Here is a 26,982-nt window from a genome sequence, read left to right as displayed (position 1 = left end):
ACAAACCATGACGCTCGGCGTCCGGCCCGCCATGCATGCAGAACCTACCGGATGCCGGCCGCGAGCCATTACAATCGCGGCCATGAATACTCCGAACCCCGCATCCCCTTCGTCCGCGACGGCCCTGCCGCGCATCGCCGTACTCGCCACCGGCGGCACGATCGCCGGCGCCGCGCCGGACGCCGCCAGCACGGCCGGCTACCAGGCCGGCGCGCTCGGCGTCAATTTCCTGCTCGACGCGGTGCCGGCGCTCGCGTCGGTCGCGCGCATCGACGCCGAGCAGGTCGCCAGCATCGACAGCAAGGATCTCGCGCTGCCGCTGTGGAATACGCTCGCCGCGCGCATCGACGCGCTGATGGCCGATCCGGCGATCGACGGCATCGTGATCACCCACGGTACCGACACGCTCGAGGAAACGGCGTACGCGCTGCATCTGGTCGTGACCGGCGACAAGCCGGTCGTGCTGACAGCCGCGATGCGGCCGGCTACCGCGCTGTCGTCCGACGGCCCGCTGAACCTGCTCAACGCGGTGACGGTCGCCGCTCACCCGGCCGCGCGCGGGCAGGGTGTGCTCGTCGCGTTCAACAACCGGATCCACGGCGCCCGCGACGTCCTGAAGACGAGTACCTACGCAGTCGACGCATTCCAGTCGCCGGAGCTGGGCGCGCTCGGCTGGGTGCAGGACGGCCGCGTCGAATTCGCGCGCCGCGTGACGCGCTCGCGCGATGCGCATCTGGCGATCGCCGCGGCATGGCCGCCGGTCGAAATCGTCGCGAGCTATGCGGGCGTGACTCGCACGGCCGTCGATGCACTCGTCGCGGCCGGCGTGCGCGGCCTCGTCGTCGCGGGCACCGGCAACGGGTCGATCCATGCGACGCTGCAGGCCGCGCTCGCCGATGCGGTGAACGCGGGCGTTGCCGTGGTGCGCGCGTCGCGCGTCGGCTCGGGGCACGTGATGCGCAACGGCGCCGCGAACGACGATGCGCTCGGTTTCGTGAGCGCCGGGTCGCTGAGTCCGTTCAAGGCGCGCGTGCTGCTGATGCTGGCGCTCGCGAACGGCATTCACGGGCGCGATGCGCTGCAACGCGCATTCGACATGCTGTGACCGACGGCCGCCGATCGGGCGGCACGCGGCGCGCATGAAAAAGGCAGGCCGATGGCCTGCCTTTTTTTGCGTCAGTTACTGCGCGATTGCTCAGGACTGCGGCGGAATCACGAGCTTCTGGCCCGGGTAGATCCGGTCCGGGCTCGACAGCATCGGCTTGTTCGCCTCGAAGATCGCCGGATACTTGTTCGCGTCGCCATACACTTCCTTGGCGATCGCCGACAGCGTGTCGCCCGGCTTCACGTCGTGGTACTGAATTTCCGGATCGTCCGGCTGAAGGTCGTCGTCGTTCACGCCCGCGACGCCTTGCACGTTGCCGGCCGCGACCTTGACCTTCGCCTTCGTGTCGAGGTCGGCGACGCTGCCCGATAGCGTGACCGTGCGCGACGCGCCGTCGAACGCGACGGTCAGGTTCGACGTGTCGAGACCTTGCGTGCTGATGTAGTTCTTGATCGCGTCGGCCGCGGTCTGGTTCGCGGCATTCGGATCTTCCGCCGCTTGTGCGTCAGCGTGACCCAGCAGTTTTTCACCCGCCTCTTTGATAAACGAAAGAAGACCCATCGCTGCACTCCCTAGGTGGTTGAAAAGAAAACGCGCCGTGAAGTGGCGAAAAAAACACCGCGCTGGGCGCGGTCACCGGAGTGAGCGCAAGCGCGGCGGATTTCTCGAAAGGCGTGGCGAAAGTGTAGGCGTTCATCACGACGATTGCATGAAAAATCGTACGCGTGAACGTAAAGAAATGTAATACGCGAAATCCGACAGGCGGACACCCGACGACGACGTCTGACCGACCAAGGCTTCCCCGGCGCCGCCGGGTGCCGCTGCGGACCCCACCACGCCGCTCTCAGCCCAGAGCGGCGTTTTTCGCCCCGTCGCGCACGCGTTCAGCGATGCGTGGCGGGACGCCCCACCGTGATGCACGTGTATTCGTGCATCGATGCGATCGGCCGCGGCCGGATCGCGAGCATTCGTCGCGCGCGTTCGCCGTTGCAGCGAAACGCGCGCCGCGGCATCCGCGTTACGCAGCCGGCGTCTGGCCGATTTCGAAGTTCGACATGATCTCGAGCGCACGCACGAGCGCCGAGTGATCCCATGCCTTGCCGCCGTGCGACGCACACACGCTGAACAGTTGCTGCGCGCTCGCCGTGTGCGGCAGTGCGAGACCGAGCTTGCGTGCGCCGTCGAGCGCGAGGTTCAGGTCCTTCTGGTGCAGCTCGATGCGGAAGCCCGGATCGAACGTGCGCTTCGTCATGCGCGCGCCGTGCACTTCGAGGATGCGCGATGCGGCGAAGCCGCCCATCAGCGCCTGGCGCACGCGCTCGGGATCGGCGCCCGAGCGTGCGGCGAACAGCAGTGCTTCGCCGACCGCTTCGATGTTCAGCGCGACGATGATCTGGTTCGCGACCTTGCAGGTCTGGCCCGCGCCGTTGTTGCCGACGAGCGTGATGTTCTTGCCCATCTTCTCGAACAGCGGCTTCGCGCGCTCGAATGCCTGTTCCGGGCCGCCGACCATGATCGTCAGCGTCGCTTCACGTGCGCCGACTTCGCCGCCCGACACCGGCGCGTCGAGGTAGTCGCAACCGAGCGCGTTGATCTGCTTCGCGAATTCCTGCGTGTCGAGCGGCGAGATCGAGCTCATGTCGATCACGAGCTTGCCGGCCGTCAGGCCCTTTGCGACGCCGTCGTCGGCGAACAGCACGTTACGCACGTCGGGCGTGTCCGGCACCATCGAGATGATGATGTCCGCGTTCTGCGCGACTTCGGTCGAGTTCGCGACGACCTTCGCGCTCGCGCGCAGGTCGTCCGGGATCGGGAACGCACCGTTCACGACGAGCTGATGATCGCCCTTGAGCAGGTTGCGCGCCATGTGCGCGCCCATGATGCCGAGGCCGATGAAACCGATGGTTGCCATGTGTAAGTCTCCTATAGGGGCGAAAGCGGGAAGGGCGGATCTCAGGCGGCGCGGCGCGCCGAGCCCGGTGCGCAGCCGGCGACGCTTTGCAGCCAGCCGAGCCCTTCCGTCGTGGTGGTGCGGGGCTTGTATTCGCAGCCGACATAGCCGGCATAGCCGACCCTGTCGAGCAGCGCGAACAGGAACGCGTAGTTGATCTCGCCCGTACCCGGCTCGTTGCGGCCCGGGTTGTCCGCGAGCTGGACGTGGCCGATCGACGCGAGGTTGCGTTCGATCGTCGCGGCCAGTTCGCCTTCCATGCGCTGCATGTGATAGATGTCGTACTGCAGGAACAGGTTGTCCGAGCCGACCGCGCGGATCACGTCGAGCCCTTCGGACGAGCGGTTCAGCGCGAAGCCCGGGATGTCGAAACTGTTGCACGGCTCGACGAGCAGGCGGATGCCTTCGCGCTTCAGCGCGTCGGCGGCGAAGCGCAGGTTGTCGACGATCGTGACGAAGGTCTTGTCGCGCGCCGTGCTCGCCGACGGGATGCCGACGAGGCAGTTCAGCTGCGGCACCTTCAGCGCCTTCGCGTATTCGATCGCACGGCCGACGCCTTCCTGGAACTCGCCGACGCGATCGGGCAGGCACGCGATGCCGCGCTCGCCCTGGTCCCAGTTGCCGGCGGGCAGGTTGTGCAGCACGAGGCGCAGGCGGTGCGTCTCGAGCCGCTCGGCGAGTTCCTCTTTCGCATACGGGTACGGGAACAGGAACTCGACGGCGTCGAAGCCCGCGTCCGCGGCCGCCTTGAAGCGGTCGAGGAACGGCACTTCGTTGAACAGCATCGTCAGGTTTGCAGCAAACTTCGGCATGAGCTAAGCCTCTTCGGTCGGTCAGTCAAAAATGTCGTGCGCTTCAGTCGAGCATCGAGATCGCGGTCGGTGCGTGCTCGGCTTTCTCGGCGAGCTCCTCGAACTCGTTGATCGCGTCGATCTCGGCGCCCATCGAAATGTTCGTCACACGCTCGAGGATCACTTCGACGACCACCGGCACGCTGAACTCTTCAGCGAGCGATTGCGCCTGGCGCAGCGCCGGCTCGATCTCTTCCGGCTTGAACACGCGCAGCGCCTTGCAGCCGAGACCTTCGGCGACCGCCACGTGATCGACGCCATAGCCGTTCAGCTCCGGTGCGTTCACGTTGTCGAACGCGAGCTGCACGCAGTAGTCCATGTCGAACGCACGCTGCGCCTGGCGGATCAGCCCGAGGTACGAGTTGTTCACGACGACGTGCACGTATGGCAGCTTGAATTGCGCGCCGGCAGCCAGTTCCTCGATCATGAACTGGAAGTCGTAGTCGCCGGACAGCGCGACGATCGGGCGGGTCGGGTCGGCCGCGCGCACGCCGAGCGCGGCGGGAATCGTCCAGCCGAGCGGGCCGGCCTGGCCGCAGTTGATCCAGTTGCGTGCCTTGAACACGTGCAGGAACTGCGCGGCGGCGATCTGCGACAGGCCGATCGTGCTGACGTAGCACGTATCGCGGCCGAACACCTTGTTCATCTCTTCGTACACGCGCTGCGGCTTGACCGGGACGTTGTCGAAGTGCGTCTTGCGCTGCAGCGTGCGCTTGCGCGCCTGGCAGTCGGCGACCCACGCGCTGCGGTCCTTCAGCTTGCCGGCAGCCTTCCATTCTTGGGCGACCGCGACGAACAGCTCGAGTGCGGCCTTCGCGTCGGACACGATGCCGAGATCCGGGCCGAACACGCGGCCGATCTGCGTCGGCTCGATGTCGACGTGCACGAACTTGCGGCCCTTCGTGTAGACCTCGACGCTGCCCGTGTGGCGGTTCGCCCAGCGGTTGCCGATGCCGAGCACGAAGTCGGACGCGAGCATCGTGGCGTTGCCGTAGCGGTGCGACGTCTGCAGGCCGACCATGCCGGCCATCAGCGGGTGGTCGTCGGCAATCGCGCCCCACGACATCAGCGTCGGGATCACCGGCACGCCGATCGTTTCGGCGAACTGGACGAGCAGGTCTTCGGCTGCCGCGTTGAGCACGCCGCCGCCCGACACGATCAGCGGCTTGTCCGCGTCGTTGAGCATCGCGAGCGCCTTCTCGATCTGCGCGCGGGTGGCAGCAGGCTTGTAGACCGGCAGCGGTTCATACGTGTCGATGTCGAATTCGATTTCGGCGAGCTGCACGTCGATCGGCAGGTCGACCAGCACCGGGCCCGGACGGCCCGAGCGCATCAAGTGGAATGCCTGCTGGAACACGCGCGGCACGAGCGCCGGCTCGCGCACGGTGACGGCCCACTTGGTGACGGGCTTCGCGATCGACTCGATGTCGACGGCCTGGAAGTCTTCCTTGTACAGGCGCGCACGCGGTGCCTGGCCCGTGATCGCGAGGATCGGAATCGAGTCGGCCGATGCGGAATAGAGACCGGTGATCATGTCGGTGCCGGCGGGGCCCGACGTGCCGATGCACACGCCGATGTTGCCCGGTGCGGCACGCGTGAAGCCTTCGGCCATGTGCGACGCGCCTTCGACGTGGCGAGCCAGCACGTGGCTGATGCCGCCCGACTTGCGCATCGCGGAATAGAACGGGTTGATTGCTGCGCCCGGCACGCCGAACGCGGTCTGGATGCCTTCCTTCTCGAGCACGAGTACGGCTGCGTCGACGGCTCTCATCTTGGCCATGAATGTCTCCTTGAATGTGCGGATCTTGCGAATCGGTCTGTTGGGAACACTTTAGGGACGCAGGAAAGGTTTGATAAGATCAGCCGAAGTCGCTTATTTCGAAACTAAAAGTATGGAATGACGGCCGGACGGGGCTTCCCGCCGGTGTCGGAGCCGGGACGGAGACGGGAGATGGATCGTTTCAAGCAGATCGAGACGTTCGTGCGAGTCGCGGACGCGGGCAGCCTCGCGGCGGCGGCGCTCGAGGAGGGCGTATCACCGGTGGTGCTCGGGCGGCGTATCGACGCGCTCGAGAAGCGCCTTGGCGTGAAGCTGATGTACCGCTCGACGCGGCGGCTGGTGGTCAGCGAGGAGGGCGCCGCATTCCTCGAGCGCTGTCGCGGGCTGCTGTCCGAATGGGACCAGGCCGAGAACGAGCTGGCCGCCGGGCGGCGTGCGGTCAGCGGGCACCTGATCGTGTCCGCGCCGGCCGCGTTCGGCCGCAAGCATGTTGCGCCCCATGCGCCTGGGTTCCTCGCCGACAAGCCGGAAATGCAGCTGTCGTTCAACCTGACCGATCGCGTCGTCGATCTCGTGCGAGAAGGCTACGACCTGTCGATCCGGATCGGCGGCTCGGTCGATCCGAACTTCGTCGCGGTGAAGCTCGCGTCGAACCGGCGCGTCGTGTGCGGCACCCCCGAGTATTTCCGCAAGCACGGCCGCCCGAAGTCGCTCGACGACCTGCTCAGGCACAACTGTCTCGCGTTTAATCTGCAGGGCGGCCAGAACCGCGGCTGGTATTTCCAGCGCCACGGCAAGATCGTGACGATGCGGGTGGCCGGCAATCTCGACTGCAACGACGGCGAGCTGCTGCATCGCTGGGTGGCCGAGAGCCTCGGGCTCGGCTGGCGCTCGACCTGGGAGATCGCCGCGCAGCTCGAGACGGGCGAACTCGAGACGGTGCTCGACGAATACGCGCTGCCGGACTACGACATCCTCGCGGTCTATCCGCAGCAGCGCTACGTGCCCGCGCGCGTGCGCTACTTCATCGACTACCTGCGCGAAGCGTATGCGCGCCCCGGCTACTGGAGCAGCACGCCGTAACGGGCGCGGCAGGTCCCGGCATTTTTTGCACTTCGTCGGCTTCGTGCGGGAATAAACTCGACGCAGCGGCGGTAAGGTCATCGAGTGCGCACGCTGCCGGTCTGTCCGGGCATCGGGCGCGGGAACGGACGCGAGACGGGCGCGGCTTTGGCCGCCAGGACCAGGGAGGCCATGTGGGGCAAGCCGGACAGGCGGTCGACGAGCGGGCAGAGGACGACGCGGTTGCGCGCGGCGAGCGGTTTCGCGCGCTCGTGCTGCCGCATCTCGACGCCGCGTACAACCTCGCGCGCTGGCTGAGCGGCAACGCGGGCGATGCGGACGACGTCGTTCAGGACGCATGCATGCGCGCGCTCCGCTTCGTCGATTCGTGTCGCGGCGATAACGCGCGGCCGTGGCTGCTGACGATCGTGCGCCACACCTGGTACACGGAATGGCGGCGGCGCACGCATGCGCACGAAGTCGCGCTGCCTGACACGCTCGACGATACCGACGTGCCCGACGACTGGCAGCCGGCGACCGAGGATCCGCTCGCGCATCTGCTGCGCGGCGAGAACGTGCGGCTCGTGAACGCGGCGCTCGCGAAGCTGCCGCCCGAATACCGCGAGGTGCTGGTGCTGCGCGAGATGGAGGACCTGAGCTACCGCGAGATCGCGGCGATTGCCGACGTACCGGTCGGCACCGTGATGTCGCGGCTCGCACGCGGCCGGCGCAAGCTCGCCGCGCTGCTGGGCGGCGTGCAGGCGCCGACGTCCGGACCCGTGCCGGGACGTGCGTCGCCAAGCGGAACCGCATCGGAGGCGATCGATGGACTGTAACGAAGCGCGAGCGTTGCTGGACGCGGACGTCGACCGCGAGCTGTCGGCGCCCGATGCATTGCGCGTCCAGCGGCATGTCGAGGGGTGTGATGCGTGCCGTCGCGAACGCGAGCGGATCGTCGCGCTGGGGCGGGCCGTGCGGCAGGCCGACTATCACCGCGCGCCGGATGCGCTGCGCGCGAGCATCCTGGCGGCGCTGCCGGCGGGACGAGGTGCGCAGGAGCGCGGGCCGGCCCCGTCGGAAGCGGCGCCCGACGCAGCGGCGCGGCCTTGGCCTCGGCCGAACGGTCGCCGCTGGTTCTCGTGGCCGGCCGGACGTGGCGTATCGGCTCGCCCGGCGTCTGCCGGGCCGGGGCCGCGCATCACGGTGCTGCCCGGGCTTGGCTGGGGCGTGGCGCTGGTGGTTGCGCTTGCGGCGGCGGGGGTGACGTTGTCGGCCCGCCATGCCGAAACCGACCAGGCGGTCGACGAGCTGGTCGCGAGCCACGTGCGGGCCGGCCTGTCGGCGCGCGACATCGACGTGATTTCGACCGACCGGCATACGGTCAAGCCGTGGTTCAACGGCCGGCTCGACTATGCGCCGCCGGTCGAGGACCTGTCGGCGAGCGGTTTCCCGCTCGCGGGCGGCCGGCTCGACTACGTCGGGCGGCGTCGCGTCGCGGTACTCGTGTACCGATACCGGCAGCACGTGATCGACGTGTACGTGCGGCCGGCAGGCGTTGGCCGGGAGGCCGCGCCGTACGCGACCGTGTCGCAGGGCTACGCGCTCGATCGCTGGGAGGCGGCCGGGATGACCTGGTGGGCCGTGACCGACGCCGAGCCGTCGGCGCTGGCCGAGTTCAGGGCGGCGCTCGACGCGCGGCTTGGCGAGGCGCGCAGCGAGTGACGGCAGGCCGCGTCGTCGGCCCGGAATCTGCACGCGATATTCGAGCCCCGATTTCTGGGCGGGCACGCCGACGGCCGTTTCGACCGTCGGCACGATTCAAGTCTTTGAAAACATGGCCGAATCCGGTCGGAAATTGCCGATCGGTGTTGCGTGCGCCTCATATCCGGGTTAAAATCTTCGGCTTCTCACTTGCCACACCGGTTCAGACGCCCGGGTGGCTTCAATCCACAAGGAGTGTGTAATGCGTCATTACGAAATCGTATTCATCGTGCACCCCGATCAAAGCGAGCAAGTGCCCGCGATGATCGAGCGTTACAAGACCACGATCACGACGCACGGCGGCCAGATCCACCGTGTCGAAGACTGGGGCCGTCGCCAGCTGGCCTACATGATCGAGAAACTCGCGAAGGCTCACTACGTCTGCATGAACATCGAGTGCGACCAGACGACGCTCGACGAACTCGAACACGCGTTCAAGTTCAACGACGCCGTGCTGCGTCACCTCATCGTCAAGATGAAGAAGGCCGAGACCGGCCCGTCGCCGATGATGAAGGAAGTTCAGCGCGAAGAAGCCAAGAAGGCGGCTGCAGCTCAGCCGACCGAAGCGCAGGCTTAAGTTAGTCACTTATTAAGCCACCAAGGAGCGCGCCACTCACGTGAACAGGTTGCAATTGACGGCGAGCGTCGTCGAACGCGCACCGGTGCGATATACGCCGGCAGGTGTTCCGATCGCAAGCGCCACGTTGCATCACCGCACGGAAGTCGTCGAAGCAGGCATTCCCCGTCAGGTCGAAATGACGATCGAGGCGGTGGCGGCCGGTGAGGCGAGCGGCAAGCTGGAAAGTCGTGAAATGGGCGTCGAGACGCTGTTCACGGGCTTCCTGGCAAAGAAAAGCCGCAACGCGAGAACCTTGGTGTTTCACATCACTGCATTGCAGGACATAGGAAAGGACTGAAATCATGGCCCGCCCGACTGGTAAGAAATTCGACAAGCGTCGTCAGCAACAAAACCCGCTCTTCAAGCGCAAGAAGTTCTGCCGTTTCACGGCAGCCGGCGTCGAGCAGATCGACTACAAGGACACGGAAACGCTGAAGGACTTCGTCGGCGAAAACGGCAAGATCACGCCGGCTCGTCTGACGGGTACGAAGGCGCACTATCAGCGTCAGCTGGATACGGCAATCAAGCGTGCGCGTTTCCTCGCGCTGCTGCCGTACACCGATCAGCACAAGGCGTAATCAGGCGACGCAATAAGGAGAATTCGAATGCAAATCATTCTGTTGGAAAAAGTCGCCAATCTGGGCAACCTCGGCGATATCGTCAAGGTCAAGGACGGTTACGCTCGCAACTTCCTGATCCCGAACCGCAAGGCTCGCCGTGCAACGAAGGAAGCGATCGCCGAATTCGAAGTTCGCCGCGCTGAACTCGAAAAGATCGCCGCTGAAAAGCTGGCAGCATCGCAGGCAGTCGGCGAGAAGCTGAACGGCCAATCGTTCGAAGTCACGCAGAAGTCGGGCGTCGACGGCCGTCTGTTCGGCTCGGTCACGAACGGCGACGTCGCGGAACTGCTGAAGAAGGCAGGTTTCGAAGTCGAGAAGCTGCAAGTTCGCATGCCGGAAGGCCCGCTGAAGATGATCGGCGAGCACGTCGTTCAGGTCGCGCTGCACACGGACGTCGTCGTCGACGTCACGATCAACGTGATCGGCGACCACGCGTAAGCGTACGCAAGCTTTCCGGGCGGCTTCCGCCGTCCGGACAAGGGCAGGCGCCCGGGCAACCGGGGCCTGCCTTTTTTATTGCCTGTTCGCCGGCGCCCGTCTCTCTAGCATCGTCGTAGGTTATTCGCGATAATCCCAACCCATGAACGCGCCGCAAGATCCTCAAATCGAATCGCTGAAAGTCCCGCCGCATTCGGTCGAAGCCGAGCAGTCGGTGCTCGGCGGCCTGTTGCTCGACAACGCGGCATGGGACCGGATTGCCGACTTCCTGTCGCAGGGTGACTTCTATCGCTACGACCACCGGATCATCTACGAGCACATCGGCCGGCTGATCGCGTCGACGCGCCCGGCCGACGTCGTGACCGTGTACGAAGCGCTGACCACGTCCGGCAAGGCCGACGACGTCGGCGGGCTCGCGTACCTGAACGCACTCGCGCAGAACACGCCGAGCGCCGCGAACATCCGCCGCTATGCGGAAATCGTGCGCGACCGTGCGGTGCTGCGCCGGCTCGTGTCGGTCGCCGATGAAATCTCGGCCGACGCGTTCAATCCGCAGGGCAAGGAAGTCCGTCAACTGCTCGACGAGGCCGAGTCGAAAGTGTTCTCGATCGCCGAAGAGGGCGCGCGCGGCAACCAGGGCTTCCTCGAGATCGGCCCGCTGCTCACGCAGGTCGTCGAGCGAATCGACACGCTGTATCACACCGCGAACCCGAGCGACGTCACGGGCACGCCGACGGGCTTCGTCGACCTCGACCGGATGACGTCCGGAATGCACGGCGGCGAACTGATCATCGTGGCAGGGCGTCCGTCGATGGGTAAGACGGCGTTCTCGATGAACATCGGCGAATACGTCGCGGTCGAGTATGGGTTGCCCGTGGCGGTGTTCTCGATGGAAATGCCGGGTACGCAGCTCGTGATGCGTATGCTCGGCTCGATCGGCCGGCTCGACCAGCACCGGATGCGTACCGGCCGACTGACGGACGAAGATTGGCCGAAGCTGACGCACGCGGTGCAGAAGATGAGCGAGGCGCAGCTCTTCATCGACGAGACGGGCGGCCTGAACCCGATGGAGTTGCGCTCGCGCGCACGACGTCTTGCGCGGCAATGCGGCAAGCTCGGCCTGATCATCGTCGACTACCTGCAGCTGATGTCGGGCTCGTCGCAGGGCGAGAACCGCGCGACCGAAATCTCGGAAATCTCGCGATCGCTGAAGAGTCTGGCGAAGGAGCTGGACGTGCCGGTGATCGCGCTGTCGCAGCTGAACCGCGGGCTGGAGCAGCGTCCGAACAAGCGTCCGGTGATGTCCGACTTGCGTGAATCGGGCGCAATCGAACAGGACGCGGACGTGATCCTGTTCATTTATCGCGACGAGGTTTACAATCCGGACAGCCCGGACAAGGGAACGGCCGAGATCATCATCGGCAAACAGCGTAACGGTCCGATCGGTCCCGTTCGGCTCACGTTCCTGGGGCAATACACGAAGTTCGACAACTTTGCAGGGGCGCAGAACTTCTACGGGGAGTAACGCTTCCGCGCCGGATGTAAACCCTTATTTCACCAAGCGTTGTATCCAATCCCGGCGCGCGCATATGCGCGCGTCGCGTCGCGACCTAAACCGGTACAATATCGCCCGTTTTCGTGACAGTCGTTTGACAATCTCTCAGGAATCCCATGTTCGGTCGATTCATGCCCACCGAGGGCAAGTTCTTTGAACTCTTCAACGCGCACGCGAAGCACATCGTTTCCGGTGGCCGCGAACTCGAACTGCTGATCGACAATCTCGCCGACGCCGAGATTCACAAGCAAAACGTGCAGACCGCCGAGAAGGCCGCTGACAAGCTGACGCATGAAGCGATCGATCTGCTGCACAAGACCTTCATCACGCCGCTCGATCGCGACGAGATCCACAAGCTGATCACGACGATGGACGACATCCTCGACCTGATGGAAGACGTCGCGACGGCCGTGTCGCTGTACGACGTGCAGTCCGTCACGTCGGAGGCGAGCCAACTCGCGCACATCGTCACGCAGTCGGCGCAACACGTGCAGCAGGCCGTCGGATTGCTGTCCGACATGAAGCAGTCGGCGCAGATCCTCAAGCAGTGCGAGGAGATCGACCGCTGGGAGTCGGAGGCCGATCGTGTGCTGCGTGCGGCGATGTCGAAGCTGTTCCGCGAGGAAGACGACGTGAAGACGCTCATCAAGCTGAAGGCGATCTACGAACTGCTCGAAGAGATCACCGACAAGTGCGAGGACGTCGCGAACATCATCGAAGGCATCGTGCTGGAAAACGCCTGAGCGGACCACGATGCATTCGATACAACTCGCCCTATGGATGGTCGCGACGCTCGTGCTCGTCGCGCTCGTATTCGACTTCATGAACGGCTTCCACGACGCCGCGAACTCGATCGCCACCGTCGTGTCGACCGGGGTGCTGAAGCCCCAGCAAGCCGTGGTGTTCGCGGCAGCGTTCAACGTCATCGCGTACTTCATTTTCCACCTGAAGGTCGCGCAGACCGTCGGTAAAGGCACGATCGATCCCGAGATCGTCGACCACTACGTCGTGTTCGGCGCGCTGGTCGGTGCGATCGGCTGGAACGTGATCACGTGGTACTACGGGATTCCGTCGAGCTCGTCGCATGCACTGATCGGCGGCCTCGTCGGCGCAGCGCTCGCAAAGTCCGGCTGGGGTTCGCTGAACATCGACGGGTTGCTCAAGACCGTCGCGTTCATCTTCATCTCGCCGCTGCTCGGCTTCATCCTCGGCTCGCTGTTCATGCTCGGCGTGTCATGGCTGTACTTCCGTACCGCCCCAAGCAAGGTCGACAGGCGCTTCCGCCGGCTCCAGCTGCTGTCGGCCGGCCTGTACAGCCTGGGCCACGGCGGCAACGACGCGCAGAAGACAATCGGCATCATCTGGATGCTGCTGATCGCGACGGGCTATGCGTCGGCGACGTCCGATGCGCCGCCCGCGTGGGTGATCGGCGCGTGCTACCTGTCGATGGGCCTCGGCACGCTGTTCGGCGGCTGGCGCATCGTGCGCACGATGGGCCAGAAGATCACGAAGCTCAAGCCGGTCGGCGGTTTCTGTGCCGAAAGCGGCGGGGCGATCACGCTGTTCATCGCGTCGTTCCTTGGCATTCCCGTGTCGACCACGCACACGATTACCGGCGCGATCGTCGGTGTCGGCGCGACGCAGAAGCTGTCGGCCGTGCGCTGGGGCGTCGCCGGCAACATCGTGTGGGCGTGGGTGCTGACGCTGCCGGCTTCCGCGCTGTTCGCGGCCGGCGGCTGGTGGCTCGGGCACCAGATCTTCTGATTCCGCCGCTGCCGGATCGACACGAAATGCGCCGCAAACCGCGAGGTTGCGGCGCATTTTCTTTGGTGCTCGGGAAAGGGGTGGCCCATGGCGGGGCTGCCGCCGGAGGATGTGCGACGTCAGTAACTTCCGTTCGCGAAGCGGGCGATCGGATCGTCCGCCGTGCCGGTGCGCGGACTGACGGGCGCGGATTGCGTCGACGCCCGCAGCACCTGCACGGGTTCGGTGGTGCGCGGCGACGGTGCGGCGGCCGCGGGTGGCGGTTCGTCATCGAATGCGGCCGCCTGGGCGGCCGTCAGCGTCGTCGTCGGAATCTGCGTGCCGACCTCTGCCGGGCCAGACGCCGCCGCATTGGCGGTCAGGGCGGTCATGTCGCCGTTCGCCGAGGTTGCCTGCTGCCGAGCGGCCTGCACGCGCGGCGGCGGTTCGTACGGATCGACGGCGGGTGCGGCTGCCGGGGCAACCGCAGCGGTCGCTGCGACCGGTGCGGCTTGCACGATCGGTGCGGCCGACGGGGCCGAGCTGGCTTGCGGAGCGGCATAGGCAGGCTGTCGCTGCGCGGCGGCAGTGACGACGGCAGCCGGTGCGTTGCGCCGTGCCTCGTAGGTCGGCGCATCGAACGGGGCAGGCGTGCCGCGCGGCGGCGCGACACGGCGAATACCGTCGAAGCGCTTGGCCCAATACGGGTTCGTCAGGTAATCGAGCCGTACGGTGCCGCCGGTCGACGGCGCGTTGACGAAGCGCAGCTTGCCGACATAGATGCCGACGTGCGAGTGCGGGCGTCCGGTCGTATTGAAGAAGATCAGGTCGCCTGGCGCGACCTGGTCGGGGTCGATCGACACGCCGCGGCTGCTCATGTCGGCGGTCGTGCGCGGCAGGTTCACATCTGCCGCGCGGCCGATCACGTAGCGCACGAGCCCGCTGCAGTCGAAGCCGCTCGCTGGCGTGTTACCGCCCCAGCGATAAGGCACGCCGACGAGGCTCATCGCCTGGATCGAGATTTCTTCCTGGCCGACGCTGTGATCGACGAATTTCGGGAAATTGGCGGGCGGGGGGAATGCGCGCGGCGTCGTGATCTTCATGCCGGAGGTGCGCGAGGCCGACTGCGGCGGCACGCTGGAGCAGGCCGCGAGCAGTGAAACGACGGCGACGGGAACCCAGATTCGAAGCATGACAAGGCGGACGAGCGCGGCGCACTCGCGAATCGTATGACAACAGACAGACCCGATGGTAGACGTTCCGGCGGGGCTTAGGCAACCATTCCTGAGAATTTACTTGAAGTTTCGCGCGTAAGTGAGGTTGTTGCGTAACGAAACATGACCAACATTCCCGACCCCAAAAATAAAAACGGCGCTCCGGAAATGGAGCGCCGCGTGGCGTCGAGAGCCGGCGGGGAGCCGGTCGCGCGTTACAGGATGTCCGACGCGTAGTCGGCGAGCCGCGAGCGTTCGCCGCGCGCGAGCGTCACGTGGCCGCTGTGGCCCCAGCCCTTGAAGCGGTCGACGACGTAGGTCAGGCCCGAGCTGCCTTCCGTCAGGTAAGGCGTGTCGATCTGCGCGATGTTGCCGAGGCACACGATCTTCGTGCCGGGGCCCGCGCGCGTCACGAGCGTCTTCATCTGCTTCGGCGTCAGGTTCTGCGCTTCGTCGATGATCAGGTACTTGTCGACGAACGTGCGGCCGCGCATGAAGTTCATGCTCTTCACCTTCAGGCGCGAACGGATCAGCTCCTGCGTGGCCGCGCGGCCCCATTCGCCGGCTGCGTCGTCGGTCTTCTGCAGCACTTCGAGGTTATCGTCGAATGCACCCATCCACGGCTGCATCTTCTCTTCCTCGGTGCCGGGCAGGAACCCGATGTCCTCGCCGACGGGGACGGTTGCGCGCGTCACGATGATCTCGTTGTAGCGCTTGTCGTCGAGCACCTGCGCGAGGCCGGCCGCGAGCGCGACGAGCGTCTTGCCGGTGCCGGCCTGGCCGAGCAGCGTGACGAAGTCGATCTCGGGGTTCATCAGCAGGTTCAGCGCGAAGTTCTGCTCGCGGTTGCGCGCGGTAATGCCCCACACGTTGTTCTTGTGGTGGCTGTAGTCGCGCAGCGTCTGCAGCAGCGCCGTCTTGCCGTTCAGCTCGCGGACGATCGCGTGGAACGTCGGTTCGCCGTTCTGCGGTTCGAGATAGACGAACTCGTTGACGAGCATCGACGCGACGAGCGGGCCCGTCACGCGGTAGTACGTGGTGCCCGTCTTCGTGTCCTGCCAGCTCTCCATTCCCTTCGCATGCTTGGTCCAGAAGTCCTGCGGCAGTTCGCGCACGCCGGAATAGAGGAGGTCCTTGTCCTCGAGTACCTGGTCGTTGAAGTAGTCTTCCGCGGGTAGGCCGAGCGCATGCGCCTTGATCCGCATGTTGATGTCTTTCGACACCAGCACGACCTGGCGATCCGGCCGGTCGCGCTGCAGCGCACGCACGACGCCGAGGATCTGGTTGTCGGCCTTGCCCTCGGGCAGGCCTTCGACCGGCGCGATGTCGGCGAGCTTCGTCTGGAAGTACAGCCGGCCGAGCGCCTCGCGGCTGCCGAGGCGCGACAGCGGAATGCCGGTCGAGATCGGGCCGCCGTCGGCGACCAGCGCGTCGAGCGTGCGGCTCACCTGGCGCGCGTTGCGCGCGACCTCGGACATCCCCTTCTTGTGGTTATCGAGCTCCTCGAGCGTCATCATCGGCAGATAGACGTCGTGTTCCTCGAAGCGGAAGAGGCTGCTCGGGTCGTGCATCAGCACGTTGGTGTCGAGCACGAACAGCTTTTGCAGTTCGGCTTCGGCCGGCTTGTGGCTGCGCGACTTCGTCGCGGCGCCGGCATCGCGCGCGGGCGTCGCGCCCGGTTTACCAGCGGCCGGCTTGTCGTTGCGCGCAACGACCGGCGCGGCGGTTTCGGCGGGCGCGGGTTCTGCCGGTGCCTGCATCGGCTGCAGCAGCGCTGCCGTCTGCTTGGTCTTGCGGCCGCGCGCAGGCGTGCTTGCGGCCGGTTGCGCCGACGACGGCGCGACCGCACGCAGCGGTGCGACCGTGTTCGCGGCTTCGGTCATCGGTTGGGCCACGCTGGCCGGGCCATAGTCACCGGCTGTGGATGCGTCCCCTTCGGCGGATTTCTTCGCGGCTTTCGCGGGCCGCGCTTTCGCCTTGTATTCGTCGGGCGGCAGCAGGCTGCCGAGCTTGCTGGGGGGAGTAGGCAAAGGCATGGTGTCCCTCGGGAGGAATCGTGTCGCATGAAGTGCGCCGCTGATCGCATCCTGCGTGACGTAGACGCATGCAGTTTGCGCGCGGTGGCGCACAGGAGTTTCGTCTAGCCGGTTCGCCTAAGTGTCGATCAGCTCCTTGACAGGGTGAGGGCCGGACCGAGGGCCGGCGCGCAGTCCATAAAAAAAGCCGCTGCCCCATCGACAGGGACATGCGGCTCGGCTGATACCGTCGTGATGCGCGTCAGGTGCCGGGAAGCATCGCAACGGGCACCGGCGCAGCTACGAGAAATATGGGGCGAACTGGCATTCATTGCGGCCCAATATAACGCGCCTCAAAGCGCTTGTACAGCACTTAGCACGTCGTCCACGTGACCGGGCACCTTGATGCCGCGCCATGCCTGGCGAAGCACGCCGTCGGCGTCGATGAGGAACGTCGAACGCTCGATTCCGCGCACTTCCTTGCCATACATCTTCTTCATCTTGATGACATCGAACAGCGCGCACAGTGCTTCGTCGGCATCGGAAATCAGCGGGAACGGCAGTTCGAGCTTTGCCTTGAAATTGTCATGCGAGCGCAGGCTGTCGCGCGACACGCCGATGACTTCGGCGCCGGCCTTCTTGAACTTCGGATAGAGATCGCGGAACTGCAGGCCTTCGGTCGTGCAGCCCGGCGTGTTGTCCTTCGGATAGAAATACAGGACGAGCTTCTTGCCCTTCAGGTCGGACAGCGAAATGTCGCCGCCCGTAGCCGGTGCGGTGAAATCGGGAACTTGACGGTCAACTTCGACGGACACGTGTTTCTCCTGTTGTTATGGAAAGGCGCCGCTCGGGCGGCGCGGTTCGGCGGGGCGTCGCGGCGGCACGCCGCAAGGGCGCGGCACGCGGCGCCGGCGCGCGCGAACTCAGTCGGGCTGGACGATCAGTTCGCCGGAGCGCCCGGGGATCTCGCCCCACGTGACAGGGTACGATGGCAGCGAGTCGCGGTCCAGCGTCGCGTGGTAATCGCCCATCGTCACAAACGTATGGCCCTGCGTGCGCCAGCCGGCGAGCAGTTGCTCGAACACGGCCGCGAGCTTCTGGCCTTCCAGTTCCGCGTGCAGCGTGAACACCTGGTCGTGCGGGTTGGTTTCCGTGAACTTCAGGATATGCGCGGCGACATTGTGCGTGTCGATGCCGTCGATGCCGAGCACTTCGTCGAGCGTCGGCAGCGTGGTCGGCATCTGCACGTGCGACAGCGTGCGGCCGCCGACCACGGGCAGGTACGGCGAATGGCCGCGACCGTCGGATGCGTAGCGCATCCCCCATGCGTCGATCTGCTCGAACGCCGCGTCGTTCATCTGCCAGCCGGCCGCGCCGTGCGTGACGGGCGGCGCGCCGAAGACGTCGACGAAGCGTGCGTGGCTCTTCTGCATTTCGCGCGCGGTCCAGTCGCGATCGCGCACGCGCACGTTGTCCTGCCAGTACACGTGATCCCACGTGTGGATCCCGCATTCGAAGCCGGCCTCGTGGATCGCGCGCATGTCGGCGATCGCACGGCGGCCGATGTCGGGGCCCGGCAGCAGCACGCCGTACATCAGCTGCTTCACGCCGTAATGCTCGACCACCGACGTGCGCGACACCTTCTTCAGGAAGCCGGGGCGGAACACGCGCCGCAGCGCCCAGCCCGTGTGATCGGGCCCGAGGCTGAAGAGGAAGGTCGCGCGCGCACTGAAGCGGTCGAAGATGCGCGCGAGGTTCGGCACGCCTTCGCGCGTGCCGCGCAGCGTGTCGACGTCGATCTTGAGAACGATACGAGCCAAGCGAGCGTCCCGGTCAGCCTTGCTGTTCGACGAGCGCGCGCGCGTCGGCGACGTGGCCGCGATACGCTTCGAAGATCTTGCGCAGCGCGTCGTCGAACGTCGATTGCGGCGCCCATGCGAGCTCCTGCATCGTGTTGTCGATCTTCGGCACGCGGTTCTGCACGTCCTGGTAGCCGCTGCCGTAGTACGCGCCCGATGTCGTTTCGACGAGCTGCACCTGCTTGGCCAGATCGGCGTACTCCGGGAACTCGGCGGCCAGTTCGAGCATCTTGTGCGCGAGCTCGCGAACCGAGAAGTTATTCTTCGGATTCCCGATGTTGTAGATCTTGCCCGACGCGACACCGTTCTTGTTCTCGATGATCTTCATCAGCGCGCTGATGCCGTCGTCGATGTCCGTGAACGCGCGCTTTTGCGAGCCGCCGTCGACGAGGCTGATGTTCTCGCCGCGCACGATGTGGCCGAGGAACTGCGTGACCACGCGCGAGCTGCCTTCCTTCGGCGTGTAGATCGAGTCGAGGCCCGGGCCGATCCAGTTGAACGGACGGAACAGCGTGAAGTTCAGGCCTTCCATCCCGTAGCCCCAGATCACGCGGTCCATCAGCTGCTTCGAGCACGCGTAGATCCAGCGCGGCTTGTTGATCGGGCCGTAGGTGAGCGCCGATGCATCCGGATCGAACTGCTCGTCCGAGCACATGCCGTAGACCTCGGAGGTCGACGGGAACACGAGATGCTTGCCGTACTTGACGGCCGAACGCACGATCGGCAGGTTCGCCTCGAAGTCGAGCTCGAAAACGCGCAGCGGCTGCTGGACGTAGGTCGCGGGCGTCGCGATCGCGACGAGCGGCAGGATCACGTCGCACTTCTTCACGTGATACTCGACCCACTCCTTGTTGATCGTGATGTCGCCTTCGAAGAAATGCATCCGCTCGTGGTTGACGAGATCGCCCAGCCGATCGGTCTGCATGTCCATGCCGAACACTTCCCAATCGGTGGTTTCAAGAATGCGCTTCGACAGGTGATGGCCGATGAAGCCGTTCACACCCAGGATCAGGACTTTTTTTGCTTTCATGAATGACGGGAAGAATGAATGAACTGCGCGAATTCCGCGGGCGTCACGACGGTTTCGCTGCCGTCGCGCTGCTGCCACAGCTCGAGAATGGATAGGGCGCGGCGGTCGCCGCAGACGCCGAATAGTGCATTATCGCTTACGTGCAGGCCGGGCGGCAAATCTGCCGCGGCCGAGGCGGCGGCGCTGCCGGGCGCCGCGAGGCGTGCGCGGGCGACCACGAAACGCGTGCCGCCGACGTCGGTGAACGCGCCCGGATACGGAGGCGCGACCGCGCGCACCAGGTTGTAGACCTGCGCGGCCGGCTTCGACCAGTCGATGCGGCCGTCTTCCGGCTTGCGGCCGCCGTAGTAGCTGCCGCTCGCGAGATCGTTCGGCAGATGCGGCGCGTCGCCCGCGAGCAGCGCGGGCAGCACGCGCCAGAGCGTCTGCTCGGCGGCGACCGTCACCTTGTCGAACACCTGCGTGGCCGTGTCGTCGGGCAGGATCGGCACCGCGGTCTGGCCGATGATCGCGCCGGCGTCCGGCTTTGCGGCCATCTCGTGCAGCGTCGCGCCGGTCTCCGTTTCGCCGTTCAGCACGGCCCAGTTGGTCGGTACCCGACCCCGGTATTTCGGCAGCAGCGAACCGTGCATGTTGTACGCGCCGCGCGGCGCGATCGCGAGCAGGTCCACCGGCAGCATGTGGCGGTAGTAGAACGAGAAGATGAAGTCCGGCTGTGCGTCGGATACCGTGCGGTGCAGCGCTGGATCGGCGGGGTCGGCTGGCGTGACGACCGGAATTCCGTGCTCGGCGGCGACGGACGCGACGCTGCCGAACCAGATGTTCTCGTTCGGGTTGTCCTCGTGCGTGACGACGAGCGCGACGTCGACGCCGCGTGCCAGCAGCACCTGCAGGCAGCGCACGCCGACGTTGTGATACGCGAAGACGACGGCGCGCGGCTTCATTGCGACGCCTCCGTGCGGTTCGTGCCGGCCGGCACCGCCGGCATGCCGTCGTGCTGCTCGAGCACGGCCTGGATCAGGTAGCGCGGCCGTGCGCGCACCTGCTGGTAGATCCGGCCGACGTATTCGCCGAGCAGGCCGAGCGCGAAGATGATCACGCCGAGCAGGAAGAACGTGATCGCGAACAGCGTGAACACGCCTTGCACTTCCGCGCCGACGATGAAGCGGCGTACGAGTAGCAGCACGAACAGCGCGGCGGAGCCGAGCGACAGGATCACGCCGATGAACGACAGCCACTGCAGCGGCACGACCGAGAAGCCCGTCACGAGGTCGAAGTTCAGCCGGATCAGGCTGTACAGCGAGTACTTCGATTCGCCCGCGAAACGTTCCTCGTGCGCGACCTCGATTTCAGTCGGCTTCTGCGCGAACGTGTACGCGAGCGCGGGGATGAACGTGTTGACTTCGCCGCACACGTTGATCGTGTCGATGATGCGGCGGCTGTACGCGCGCAGCATGCAACCCTGGTCGGTCATCTTGATCCGCGTGATGCGCTCGCGCAGCCGGTTCATCATCTGCGACGCCTTGCGCCGCCACAGGCTGTCCTGGCGCTGCTTGCGGATCGAGCCGACGTAGTCGTAGCCCTCGCGCATCTTCGCGATCAGCTTGCCGATTTCCTCGGGCGGATTCTGCAGGTCGGCGTCGAGCGTGATGACGATGTCGCCGCGCGACTGCGCGAAGCCGGCGAGGATCGCCATGTGCTGGCCGTAGTTGCCGTTGAGCAGCACGACGCGCGTCGTGTCGGGCCGCACGTGGAACTGGTCCGCCAGCATCGCGGCCGAGCGGTCGCGGCTGCCATCGTTGATCAGGATCACTTCGTACGACGTGCCGAGTGCGTCGAGTGCCGGGTACAGCCGCGCGAACAGCGCAGCCAGGCCGTCTTCCTCGTTGTACACGGGGATGATGACCGATACTTCCGGGTTCGCGGCGCCCGGATGCCCGGCGCGTGCTTCAAGGTGATTCATGTACGCTTATTTTCCGTATTGTTCGCAAATCTGGTTGATGGCGTCGGCCACGCGACGCACGTCGTTTTCCGTCATCTGCGTGAAGAGCGGCAGCGTGACGGTCGACGCGCCGTACCGCTCGGCGTGGGGGAACATGCCCTCCTTGAAGCCGCGTGCACGGTACAGCGTGAAAAGATGGATGGCCGGGTAGTGGACGCCCGTGCCGATCCCGCGTTCCTTCATCTGCGCCATGAAATCGGCGCGCGAGATCGACAACCGGTCGAGCGGCAGCGTGACCTGGAACATGTGCCAGTTGCTGTTCTCGAAATCGGCGACGGGCAGGCCGAGCCCGAGCTTCACGGCCGGGCCGTCGTCGAGCGCGGCGAAATACGCGCGCGCCAGTGCGCGGCGCTGCGCGGTGAAGCGCTCGAGGTGCGGCAGTTGGCCGAGGCCGACGCGAGCGGCGACGTCGGTCAGGTTGTACTTGCCGCCGAGCACGTCGCAGTCCATCCCGTCGAAGCCCGTGCGCGTGATGCCCTGCAGCCGGTACTTCTGCGCAAGCGTCGCCTCGGCCTCGTTGTTCAGCACGAGCGCGCCGCCTTCGATCGTCGTCAGGTTCTTGTTCGCGTGGAAGCTGAACGACACGATGTCGCCGAGCGCGCCGATGCGCTTGCCTTGCCACGTCGAGCCGAGTGCCTGCGCGGCGTCCTCGATCACGCGCAGGTTGTGCGCGCGTGCGATCGCGTACAGGCGGTCCATGTCGACCGGCAGGCCGGCCAGGTAGACCGGGATGATTGCCTTCGTGCGCGGCGTGATCGCCTGCTCGAGCTTGTCGAGGTCGATGTTGCGCGTGACGGGGTCGATGTCGGCGAACACGGGCGTCGCGCCGGTCTCGAGGATCACGTTGCTGGTCGACACCCACGTCGCCGGCGTCGTGATCACCTCGTCGCCCGGGCCGACGCCTGCGATGCGCAGGCCGATCTCGAGCGTGCAGGTGCCGGAATTGAACGCACGGACCGGACGGCCGCCGCAATACTCGGACAGCGCGGCTTCGAATTTCTGGCTCTGCGGGCCGGTGGTGATCCAACCCGAGCGCAGCACGTCGACGACGCCCTGGATGGTTTCCTCATCGATCTCGGGGCGAGTGAACGGCAGAAACGGAGCGGTAGTCTGGCTCATGAACGCGTTGGCCTGTAATGGCGTGTAATAAAGGGGTCGGGCGATCCGGCCCGAAACCGGCATTAAACACCGGTTGGCGGATTCGTACCGTGATTTTTTGTAGGCGGACGCTTAACGCGGCGGGGCGTGCTCAGCTTCGCGCGAGCACGAGCACGCCGATCAGGATGATGCCGATGCCGACGAGCCGTTGCACCGACAGCACTTCGCCGAACAGGTACCAGGCGGCGAACGCATTGACCACGTAGCCGAGCGACAGCATCGGATACGCGATCGACACGTCGACCCGCGAGAGCCCGAGGATCCAGACGACGACGCTCAGCACGTAGCAGCCGAGGCCGCCGATGATCGGCAGCTGGGTCGCGATCTTCAGGCCGACCGGGATGAGGTTCGCACGGCTGAATTCGAAGTGTCCAACGGCGTTGACGCCGGCTTTCAGCAGAAGTTGCGCACAGGCGTTGAGCATCACGCCGGTGATGATGCAGACGAACGAAACGGGATTCATGCGGTGGGCGTCCTTACGATTGCGGTTTCTCGACGATCACGCGGCGGTTGTCGCGCGCGATCACGCGCATCGGCACGCCTTGCTTGACCAGCGTGTCGTACTGGCCGGGCGGCATGATCGCGAGCGCATGGGTTTCCTGCTTCCAGCGTTCGATCCATTGGTCGACGGTCGGGATCCATTTGTTCGGCTCGACCGAGATCCCGAATGAGAGCTCGTCCTGGCGCTGGACCATGATCGTCGTGTGGCCCATATAGAACGGGAACGTGTGATCGAGCATCTGGATCGAGTAGAACGGCGTGTCGGGCGGCAGCTTCGCCAGTTCGGCGCGCACGGCGGGTGCGAGCAGCGCGCCCGAGCTGTAGCGGCCGAATTCGTCGTGGCCGGTGCCGCCGATCGTGCCGAACGCGAGCCATGCGGCGCCGAACGCGGCGATCGCGGCCGCGACGCCCGCGCGGCGGTTGAGCCACGCGGCCGCGAGCGTCAGCGCGGCCGCGACTGCGAGGCCTGCGTACAGCCACATCTGGAACGCGCGGTACAGCGCGTTCGGCGTGCGTGCGTCGCCCTGGTAGGCGAGGAAGATGATTCCGAACGCCGCGACGACGAGAAACACGAGGTAGCCGAGCAGGTGGCGGCGGAACCGCTCGGCGGTCATCAGCGGCAGGTATGCGCCGATCATCAGCGCAAGTGCCGGCGCGACCGGCAGCACGTACGAGATTAGCTTCGAATGCGACGCGCTGAAGAACAGGAAGATGAACGCGCTCCAGATCAGCAGCACGAGCATCGGGGAGAAGCCGTTCGGCTGGCGCGGCATGTGCAGCGCATGGCGGATGCTCTGCCACGCGACGGAGAGCCACGGCAGGAAGCCGACCAGCAGCACCGGCACGAAATAATAGAGCGGGCCCGGGCGGTTCTGTTCGGGGGTCAGGTACCGGCGGAACTGCTGGACGATGAAGAAGAAGTTGAAGAACTCGGGGTTGCGCTGCTGGACGAGCACGAACCATGGCGTGACGATCGCGAAGAAGATCACGAGGCCGCTCACCAGGTACAGCCGTTTCCACAGCGCCCAGTCGCGGGCGATCAGCGTATAGAGCACCAGGACGGCGCCCGGGAGGATCAGGCCGACGAGGCCCTTGGACAGCACGGCGAACGCCATCGCGGCCCAGCATATCCACATCCAGCCGCGCACCGCGCTCGCGCGCAGCCCGGGGCGCTGCGCGAGCAGCAGCGCGCAGAGCGACAGCGCCATCCAGAACGCGAGCCCCATGTCGAGCGCGTTGAAGTGGCCCATCAGGTTCCAGTACGGCGAGCACGCGAGCACGACGGCCGCGAGGAAGCCCGACAGCGGATTGAACAGGCGCGCGCCCGTGAAGCCGACCAGCAGCACGCCGGCGAAGCTGGCGAGGCCCGTGTAGAGGCGCGCCTGCCATTCGCCGATGCCGAACCACGCGAACGTGAGCGCGTTCAGCCAGGTCTGCAGCGGCGGCTTTTCGAAGTACTTGTAGCCGTTGTAGCGCGGCGTGATCCAGTCGCCGGTGACGAACATTTCGCGAGCCATCTCCGCGTAGCGGCCTTCGTCGCTCGGGATCAGGTGGCGCAGCCCGAGCGGCGCGAACCAGACGATCGCGAGCGCGACGAGCAGGAGGGCGAGCGTGATGCGATTGAGCGGTAGCCTCGACGGCGTATCGTTCATGGATTTTCAGCCTGTTGGTTGTTGTGATGGGCCGCCGGCGGGTTGCGCCGGAGGCGGGCGGGCTGCCGGTGATCGATCCGGATGATGATCCGGGGATCGACCCGGTGCGCCGGCCCGAGTTTTACCGCATCGGGGATTAACGTTCAATTAAGAGCGCGGCGGCGACTTTGCGGCCCTCGGCCATCAGGATGTTGTAGGTACGGCAGGCGGCCTGGAAATCCATCGTCTCGACGCCGATCCGCTTGGCCGTGAGCGCGGCCACGAGCCGCGGGTGCGGGAAGCGCAGCCGCGCGCCGCTGCCGAAGATCACGAGTTCGGGTGCCGGGTCGAGCAGCATCGCGAAATGCTCGGGCGCGAGCGCGTCGAACGACGACACGGGCCAGTCCCGCACCGGCGCGCCGGGCAGCACGATGACGCTGCCTTCGTGGCGTTGGAGATTGACGTCGACATAATCGGGGCCGTAGCCGGTGACGGTGTTGAGCGCGCCGCTCGTGTCCTGGTGCAGTTTCAAATCGGTATTCCGCGGTTCCGTGGAGGGAATGTCTGGCAAGGGCCGCACGGGCCCGGGCGGCCGGTTTCGCGACCCGGCGCGCGCGGGACGCCTGACGGCGCGGGCCCGCAGCGGCCATGGTGCATTGCGAAAGTCGGCCAAAATCCGCTAAATTATAACTTTTTGGTCGCCCCCGGGCGCCACTTGCATCGTGCGTCGCCACAAGCTGCGTCCGACCGCCCGCTTTTTCCCAGTCTAGACAGCGCGCGCAGACCGGCCGCTCTCCAGTTTTGATCCCGTCCCCCGGCCGCAAGGCCAACCCAGGAAACGTGTCGTCGTGAAACCGATTCAGAAGTCGAACAAGCTGCTCAACGTCTGCTACGACATCCGTGGCCCGGTGCTCGAGCACGCGAAGCGCCTCGAGGAAGAAGGCCACCGCATCATCAAGCTGAACATCGGCAACCTCGCGCCGTTCGGGTTCGACGCGCCGGACGAGATCATCCAGGACATGATCCGCAATTTGCCGGCGTCGTCCGGCTATTCGGATTCGAAGGGCGTGTTCTCGGCCCGCAAGGCCGTGATGCACTACACGCAGCAAAAGGGCGTCGTGGGCGTCGGCCTCGACGACATCTACATCGGCAACGGCGCGTCCGAGCTGATCGTGATGGCGACCCAGGCGCTCCTGAACGACGGCGACGAGGTGCTGCTGCCGGCGCCCGACTACCCGCTGTGGACGGCCGCCGTGAGCCTGTCGGGCGGCACGCCCGTGCACTACGTGTGCGACGAGCAGAACGCGTGGATGCCCGACCTCGACGACATCCGCCGCAAGATCACGCCGAACACCAAGGCGATCGTCGTGATCAACCCGAATAACCCGACCGGCGCGCTTTATTCCGACGAATTGCTGCTCGAATTGCTCGAGATCGCGCGCCAGCACGGGCTGATCGTGTTCGCCGACGAGGTCTACGACAAGATCGTCTACGACGAGCTCGAGCACACCGCGCTGGGTTCGCTGTCGGAAGACGTGATCACCGTCACGTTCAACAGCCTGTCGAAGAGCTATCGCTCGTGCGGCTACCGCGCGGGCTGGATGGCCGTGTCGGGCCTCGGCGGCGACAACCGCCGGCGCGCGAAGGATTACCTGGAAGGCCTGGGGATCCTTTCGTCGATGCGCCTGTGTGCGAACGTGCCCGGGCAGTTCGCGATCCAGACCGCGCTCGGCGGCTACCAGAGCATCAACGAGCTGATCGTGCCGAGCGGGCGCCTGTACAAGCAGCGCGAGCTCGCGTACGACATGCTCACGTCGATTCCCGGCGTGACCTGCGTGAAGCCGCAGGCCGCGCTGTACATGTTCCCGCGCCTCGATCCGAAGCTTTATCCGATCCAGAACGACCAGCAGTTCATCCTCGACTTGTTGCTTGAGGAACGCGTGCTGCTCGTGCAGGGGACGGGCTTCAACTGGGCGGCCCCGGATCACTTCCGCGTGGTGTTCCTGCCGAATCTCGACGACCTGACCGATTCGATCAACCGGATCGCGCGCTTCCTCGACGGCTACCGCAAGCGCCATTCTGTCTGA

Annotated in this window: 28 protein-coding genes and 1 pseudogene; 14 read left to right on the top strand and 15 right to left on the bottom strand. The window is 65.7% G+C overall.

The window, feature by feature from the left end; translation table 11 throughout:
• Nucleotides 1-82: 82 nt before the first annotated feature.
• Nucleotides 83-1,105 (top strand): asparaginase, encoded by a 1,023-nt coding sequence (locus tag AC1Z3W_RS28760; RefSeq protein ID WP_483509002.1) that lies wholly within the window; start codon nucleotides 83-85, stop codon nucleotides 1,103-1,105.
• A 90-nt stretch (nucleotides 1,106-1,195) separates the two neighbouring features.
• Here AC1Z3W_RS28760 and lysM read toward each other — a convergent pair whose 3' ends face one another.
• The 4 genes from lysM to gcl all read right to left on the bottom strand — a co-directional run bounded on the left by lysM (nucleotide 1,196) and on the right by gcl (nucleotide 5,687).
• Nucleotides 1,196-1,666, bottom strand: a complete 471-nt coding sequence (gene lysM, locus AC1Z3W_RS28755; RefSeq protein WP_124833183.1) for a peptidoglycan-binding protein LysM — start codon at nucleotides 1,664-1,666, stop codon at nucleotides 1,196-1,198.
• 457 nt (nucleotides 1,667-2,123) lie between these two features.
• Nucleotides 2,124-3,032, bottom strand: a complete 909-nt coding sequence (locus tag AC1Z3W_RS28750) for a 2-hydroxy-3-oxopropionate reductase (RefSeq protein WP_483509609.1) — start codon at nucleotides 3,030-3,032, stop codon at nucleotides 2,124-2,126.
• 26 nt (nucleotides 3,033-3,058) lie between these two features.
• Nucleotides 3,059-3,868: a hydroxypyruvate isomerase gene (hyi, locus tag AC1Z3W_RS28745; RefSeq protein WP_124833185.1), complete on the bottom strand. Its 810-nt coding sequence runs from the start codon at nucleotides 3,866-3,868 to the stop codon at nucleotides 3,059-3,061.
• A 43-nt stretch (nucleotides 3,869-3,911) separates the two neighbouring features.
• Nucleotides 3,912-5,687 carry a glyoxylate carboligase gene (gcl, locus tag AC1Z3W_RS28740; protein ID WP_057925299.1) on the bottom strand — a complete coding sequence of 592 codons (1,776 nt, stop codon included), beginning with the start codon at nucleotides 5,685-5,687 and terminating at the stop codon, nucleotides 3,912-3,914.
• Between the two features lie 171 nt (nucleotides 5,688-5,858).
• Here gcl and AC1Z3W_RS28735 point away from each other — a divergent pair, with 171 nt between their 5' ends.
• The 10 genes from AC1Z3W_RS28735 to AC1Z3W_RS28690 all read left to right on the top strand — a co-directional run bounded on the left by AC1Z3W_RS28735 (nucleotide 5,859) and on the right by AC1Z3W_RS28690 (nucleotide 13,506).
• Entirely contained in the window at nucleotides 5,859-6,770 is a 912-nt protein-coding gene (locus AC1Z3W_RS28735; protein WP_057925298.1) for a LysR family transcriptional regulator, read from the top strand.
• A 173-nt stretch (nucleotides 6,771-6,943) separates the two neighbouring features.
• On the top strand, nucleotides 6,944-7,585 hold the full coding sequence (locus AC1Z3W_RS28730) for an RNA polymerase sigma factor (RefSeq protein WP_057925297.1): 642 nt from the start codon (nucleotides 6,944-6,946) through the stop codon (nucleotides 7,583-7,585).
• Nucleotides 7,575-8,471 (top strand): anti-sigma factor family protein, encoded by an 897-nt coding sequence (locus AC1Z3W_RS28725; RefSeq protein ID WP_483509001.1) that lies wholly within the window; start codon nucleotides 7,575-7,577, stop codon nucleotides 8,469-8,471. Before AC1Z3W_RS28730 ends, AC1Z3W_RS28725 begins: the two co-directional genes overlap by 11 nt.
• Nucleotides 8,472-8,712: 241 nt before the next feature.
• Nucleotides 8,713-9,087, top strand: coding sequence for a 30S ribosomal protein S6 (gene rpsF / locus AC1Z3W_RS28720; protein ID WP_006755436.1), 375 nt, complete (start codon nucleotides 8,713-8,715; stop codon nucleotides 9,085-9,087).
• Between the two features lie 40 nt (nucleotides 9,088-9,127).
• Nucleotides 9,128-9,427, top strand: coding sequence for a primosomal replication protein N (gene priB / locus AC1Z3W_RS28715; RefSeq protein ID WP_006486250.1), 300 nt, complete (start codon nucleotides 9,128-9,130; stop codon nucleotides 9,425-9,427).
• 4 nt (nucleotides 9,428-9,431) lie between these two features.
• Complete coding sequence (gene rpsR, locus AC1Z3W_RS28710) at nucleotides 9,432-9,707, top strand: 30S ribosomal protein S18 (protein ID WP_270178484.1); 276 nt, start codon at nucleotides 9,432-9,434, stop codon at nucleotides 9,705-9,707.
• A 27-nt stretch (nucleotides 9,708-9,734) separates the two neighbouring features.
• The gene (rplI, locus tag AC1Z3W_RS28705; protein ID WP_057925295.1) at nucleotides 9,735-10,187 is read left to right on the top strand and encodes a 50S ribosomal protein L9; all 453 of its coding nucleotides are present in this window, start codon (nucleotides 9,735-9,737) and stop codon (nucleotides 10,185-10,187) included.
• Nucleotides 10,188-10,329: 142 nt separating this feature from the next.
• A complete protein-coding gene (locus AC1Z3W_RS28700) occupies nucleotides 10,330-11,712 on the top strand; it encodes a replicative DNA helicase (RefSeq protein WP_044847233.1) in 1,383 nt (460 codons plus the stop codon).
• 146 nt (nucleotides 11,713-11,858) lie between these two features.
• Nucleotides 11,859-12,485 (top strand): DUF47 domain-containing protein, encoded by a 627-nt coding sequence (locus tag AC1Z3W_RS28695; protein WP_044847234.1) that lies wholly within the window; start codon nucleotides 11,859-11,861, stop codon nucleotides 12,483-12,485.
• Nucleotides 12,486-12,495: 10 nt separating this feature from the next.
• Nucleotides 12,496-13,506: an inorganic phosphate transporter gene (locus AC1Z3W_RS28690; RefSeq protein WP_057925294.1), complete on the top strand. Its 1,011-nt coding sequence runs from the start codon at nucleotides 12,496-12,498 to the stop codon at nucleotides 13,504-13,506.
• Nucleotides 13,507-13,625: 119 nt separating this feature from the next.
• Here the strand turns inward: AC1Z3W_RS28690 and AC1Z3W_RS28685 are convergent, their stop codons facing one another.
• Complete coding sequence (locus tag AC1Z3W_RS28685) at nucleotides 13,626-14,678, bottom strand: C40 family peptidase (RefSeq protein WP_124833188.1); 1,053 nt, start codon at nucleotides 14,676-14,678, stop codon at nucleotides 13,626-13,628.
• Between the two features lie 236 nt (nucleotides 14,679-14,914).
• Entirely contained in the window at nucleotides 14,915-16,735 is a 1,821-nt protein-coding gene (locus AC1Z3W_RS28680; RefSeq protein WP_483509000.1) for a PhoH family protein, read from the bottom strand.
• Between AC1Z3W_RS28680 and AC1Z3W_RS28675 the strand changes: the two are divergent.
• Nucleotides 16,631-16,875: pseudogene (locus tag AC1Z3W_RS28675) on the top strand (hypothetical protein); the annotation flags it as partial. The gene AC1Z3W_RS28680 and the pseudogene AC1Z3W_RS28675 sit on opposite strands and share 105 nt — an antisense overlap.
• Nucleotides 16,876-17,067: 192 nt before the next feature.
• On the opposite strand, the gene AC1Z3W_RS28670 reads toward AC1Z3W_RS28675, so the two are convergent.
• The 8 genes from AC1Z3W_RS28670 to AC1Z3W_RS28635 form a co-directional block, all read right to left on the bottom strand.
• Complete coding sequence (locus AC1Z3W_RS28670) at nucleotides 17,068-17,529, bottom strand: peroxiredoxin (RefSeq protein WP_006756046.1); 462 nt, start codon at nucleotides 17,527-17,529, stop codon at nucleotides 17,068-17,070.
• Between the two features lie 108 nt (nucleotides 17,530-17,637).
• Nucleotides 17,638-18,534: a polysaccharide deacetylase family protein gene (locus AC1Z3W_RS28665; RefSeq protein WP_124833189.1), complete on the bottom strand. Its 897-nt coding sequence runs from the start codon at nucleotides 18,532-18,534 to the stop codon at nucleotides 17,638-17,640.
• Nucleotides 18,535-18,547: 13 nt separating this feature from the next.
• Nucleotides 18,548-19,603, bottom strand: a complete 1,056-nt coding sequence (locus AC1Z3W_RS28660; RefSeq protein WP_057925290.1) for a bifunctional UDP-4-keto-pentose/UDP-xylose synthase — start codon at nucleotides 19,601-19,603, stop codon at nucleotides 18,548-18,550.
• Entirely contained in the window at nucleotides 19,600-20,547 is a 948-nt protein-coding gene (locus AC1Z3W_RS28655; protein ID WP_175824919.1) for a formyltransferase, read from the bottom strand. Before AC1Z3W_RS28655 ends, AC1Z3W_RS28660 begins: the two co-directional genes overlap by 4 nt.
• Nucleotides 20,544-21,566, bottom strand: coding sequence for a glycosyltransferase (locus AC1Z3W_RS28650; protein ID WP_057925288.1), 1,023 nt, complete (start codon nucleotides 21,564-21,566; stop codon nucleotides 20,544-20,546). Before AC1Z3W_RS28650 ends, AC1Z3W_RS28655 begins: the two co-directional genes overlap by 4 nt.
• Before the next feature lie 6 nt (nucleotides 21,567-21,572).
• A complete protein-coding gene (locus AC1Z3W_RS28645) occupies nucleotides 21,573-22,724 on the bottom strand; it encodes a DegT/DnrJ/EryC1/StrS family aminotransferase (RefSeq protein ID WP_175824918.1) in 1,152 nt (383 codons plus the stop codon).
• Nucleotides 22,725-22,854: 130 nt separating this feature from the next.
• Entirely contained in the window at nucleotides 22,855-23,226 is a 372-nt protein-coding gene (locus AC1Z3W_RS28640) for an EamA family transporter (RefSeq protein WP_057925286.1), read from the bottom strand.
• A 13-nt stretch (nucleotides 23,227-23,239) separates the two neighbouring features.
• Complete coding sequence (locus tag AC1Z3W_RS28635; RefSeq protein WP_175824917.1) at nucleotides 23,240-24,916, bottom strand: ArnT family glycosyltransferase; 1,677 nt, start codon at nucleotides 24,914-24,916, stop codon at nucleotides 23,240-23,242.
• Between the two features lie 14 nt (nucleotides 24,917-24,930).
• On the opposite strand from AC1Z3W_RS28635, the gene AC1Z3W_RS28630 reads away from it, so the two are divergent.
• Entirely contained in the window at nucleotides 24,931-25,056 is a 126-nt protein-coding gene (locus tag AC1Z3W_RS28630; RefSeq protein ID WP_483508998.1) for a hypothetical protein, read from the top strand.
• On the opposite strand, the gene AC1Z3W_RS28625 is transcribed toward AC1Z3W_RS28630, so the two are convergent.
• On the bottom strand, nucleotides 25,053-25,427 hold the full coding sequence (locus AC1Z3W_RS28625; RefSeq protein WP_006754746.1) for an Mth938-like domain-containing protein: 375 nt from the start codon (nucleotides 25,425-25,427) through the stop codon (nucleotides 25,053-25,055). The genes AC1Z3W_RS28630 and AC1Z3W_RS28625 overlap by 4 nt on opposite strands.
• A gap of 316 nt (nucleotides 25,428-25,743) precedes the next feature.
• Between AC1Z3W_RS28625 and AC1Z3W_RS28620 the strand changes: the two genes are divergently transcribed.
• Nucleotides 25,744-26,982 (top strand): pyridoxal phosphate-dependent aminotransferase, encoded by a 1,239-nt coding sequence (locus AC1Z3W_RS28620; RefSeq protein WP_057925284.1) that lies wholly within the window; start codon nucleotides 25,744-25,746, stop codon nucleotides 26,980-26,982.

It is taken from the genome of Burkholderia sp. 10_S31, from assembly GCF_056930375.1.
Note: the sequence above shows the minus strand (reverse complement) of the source record. Positions and strands in the feature narration are given on the sequence as shown.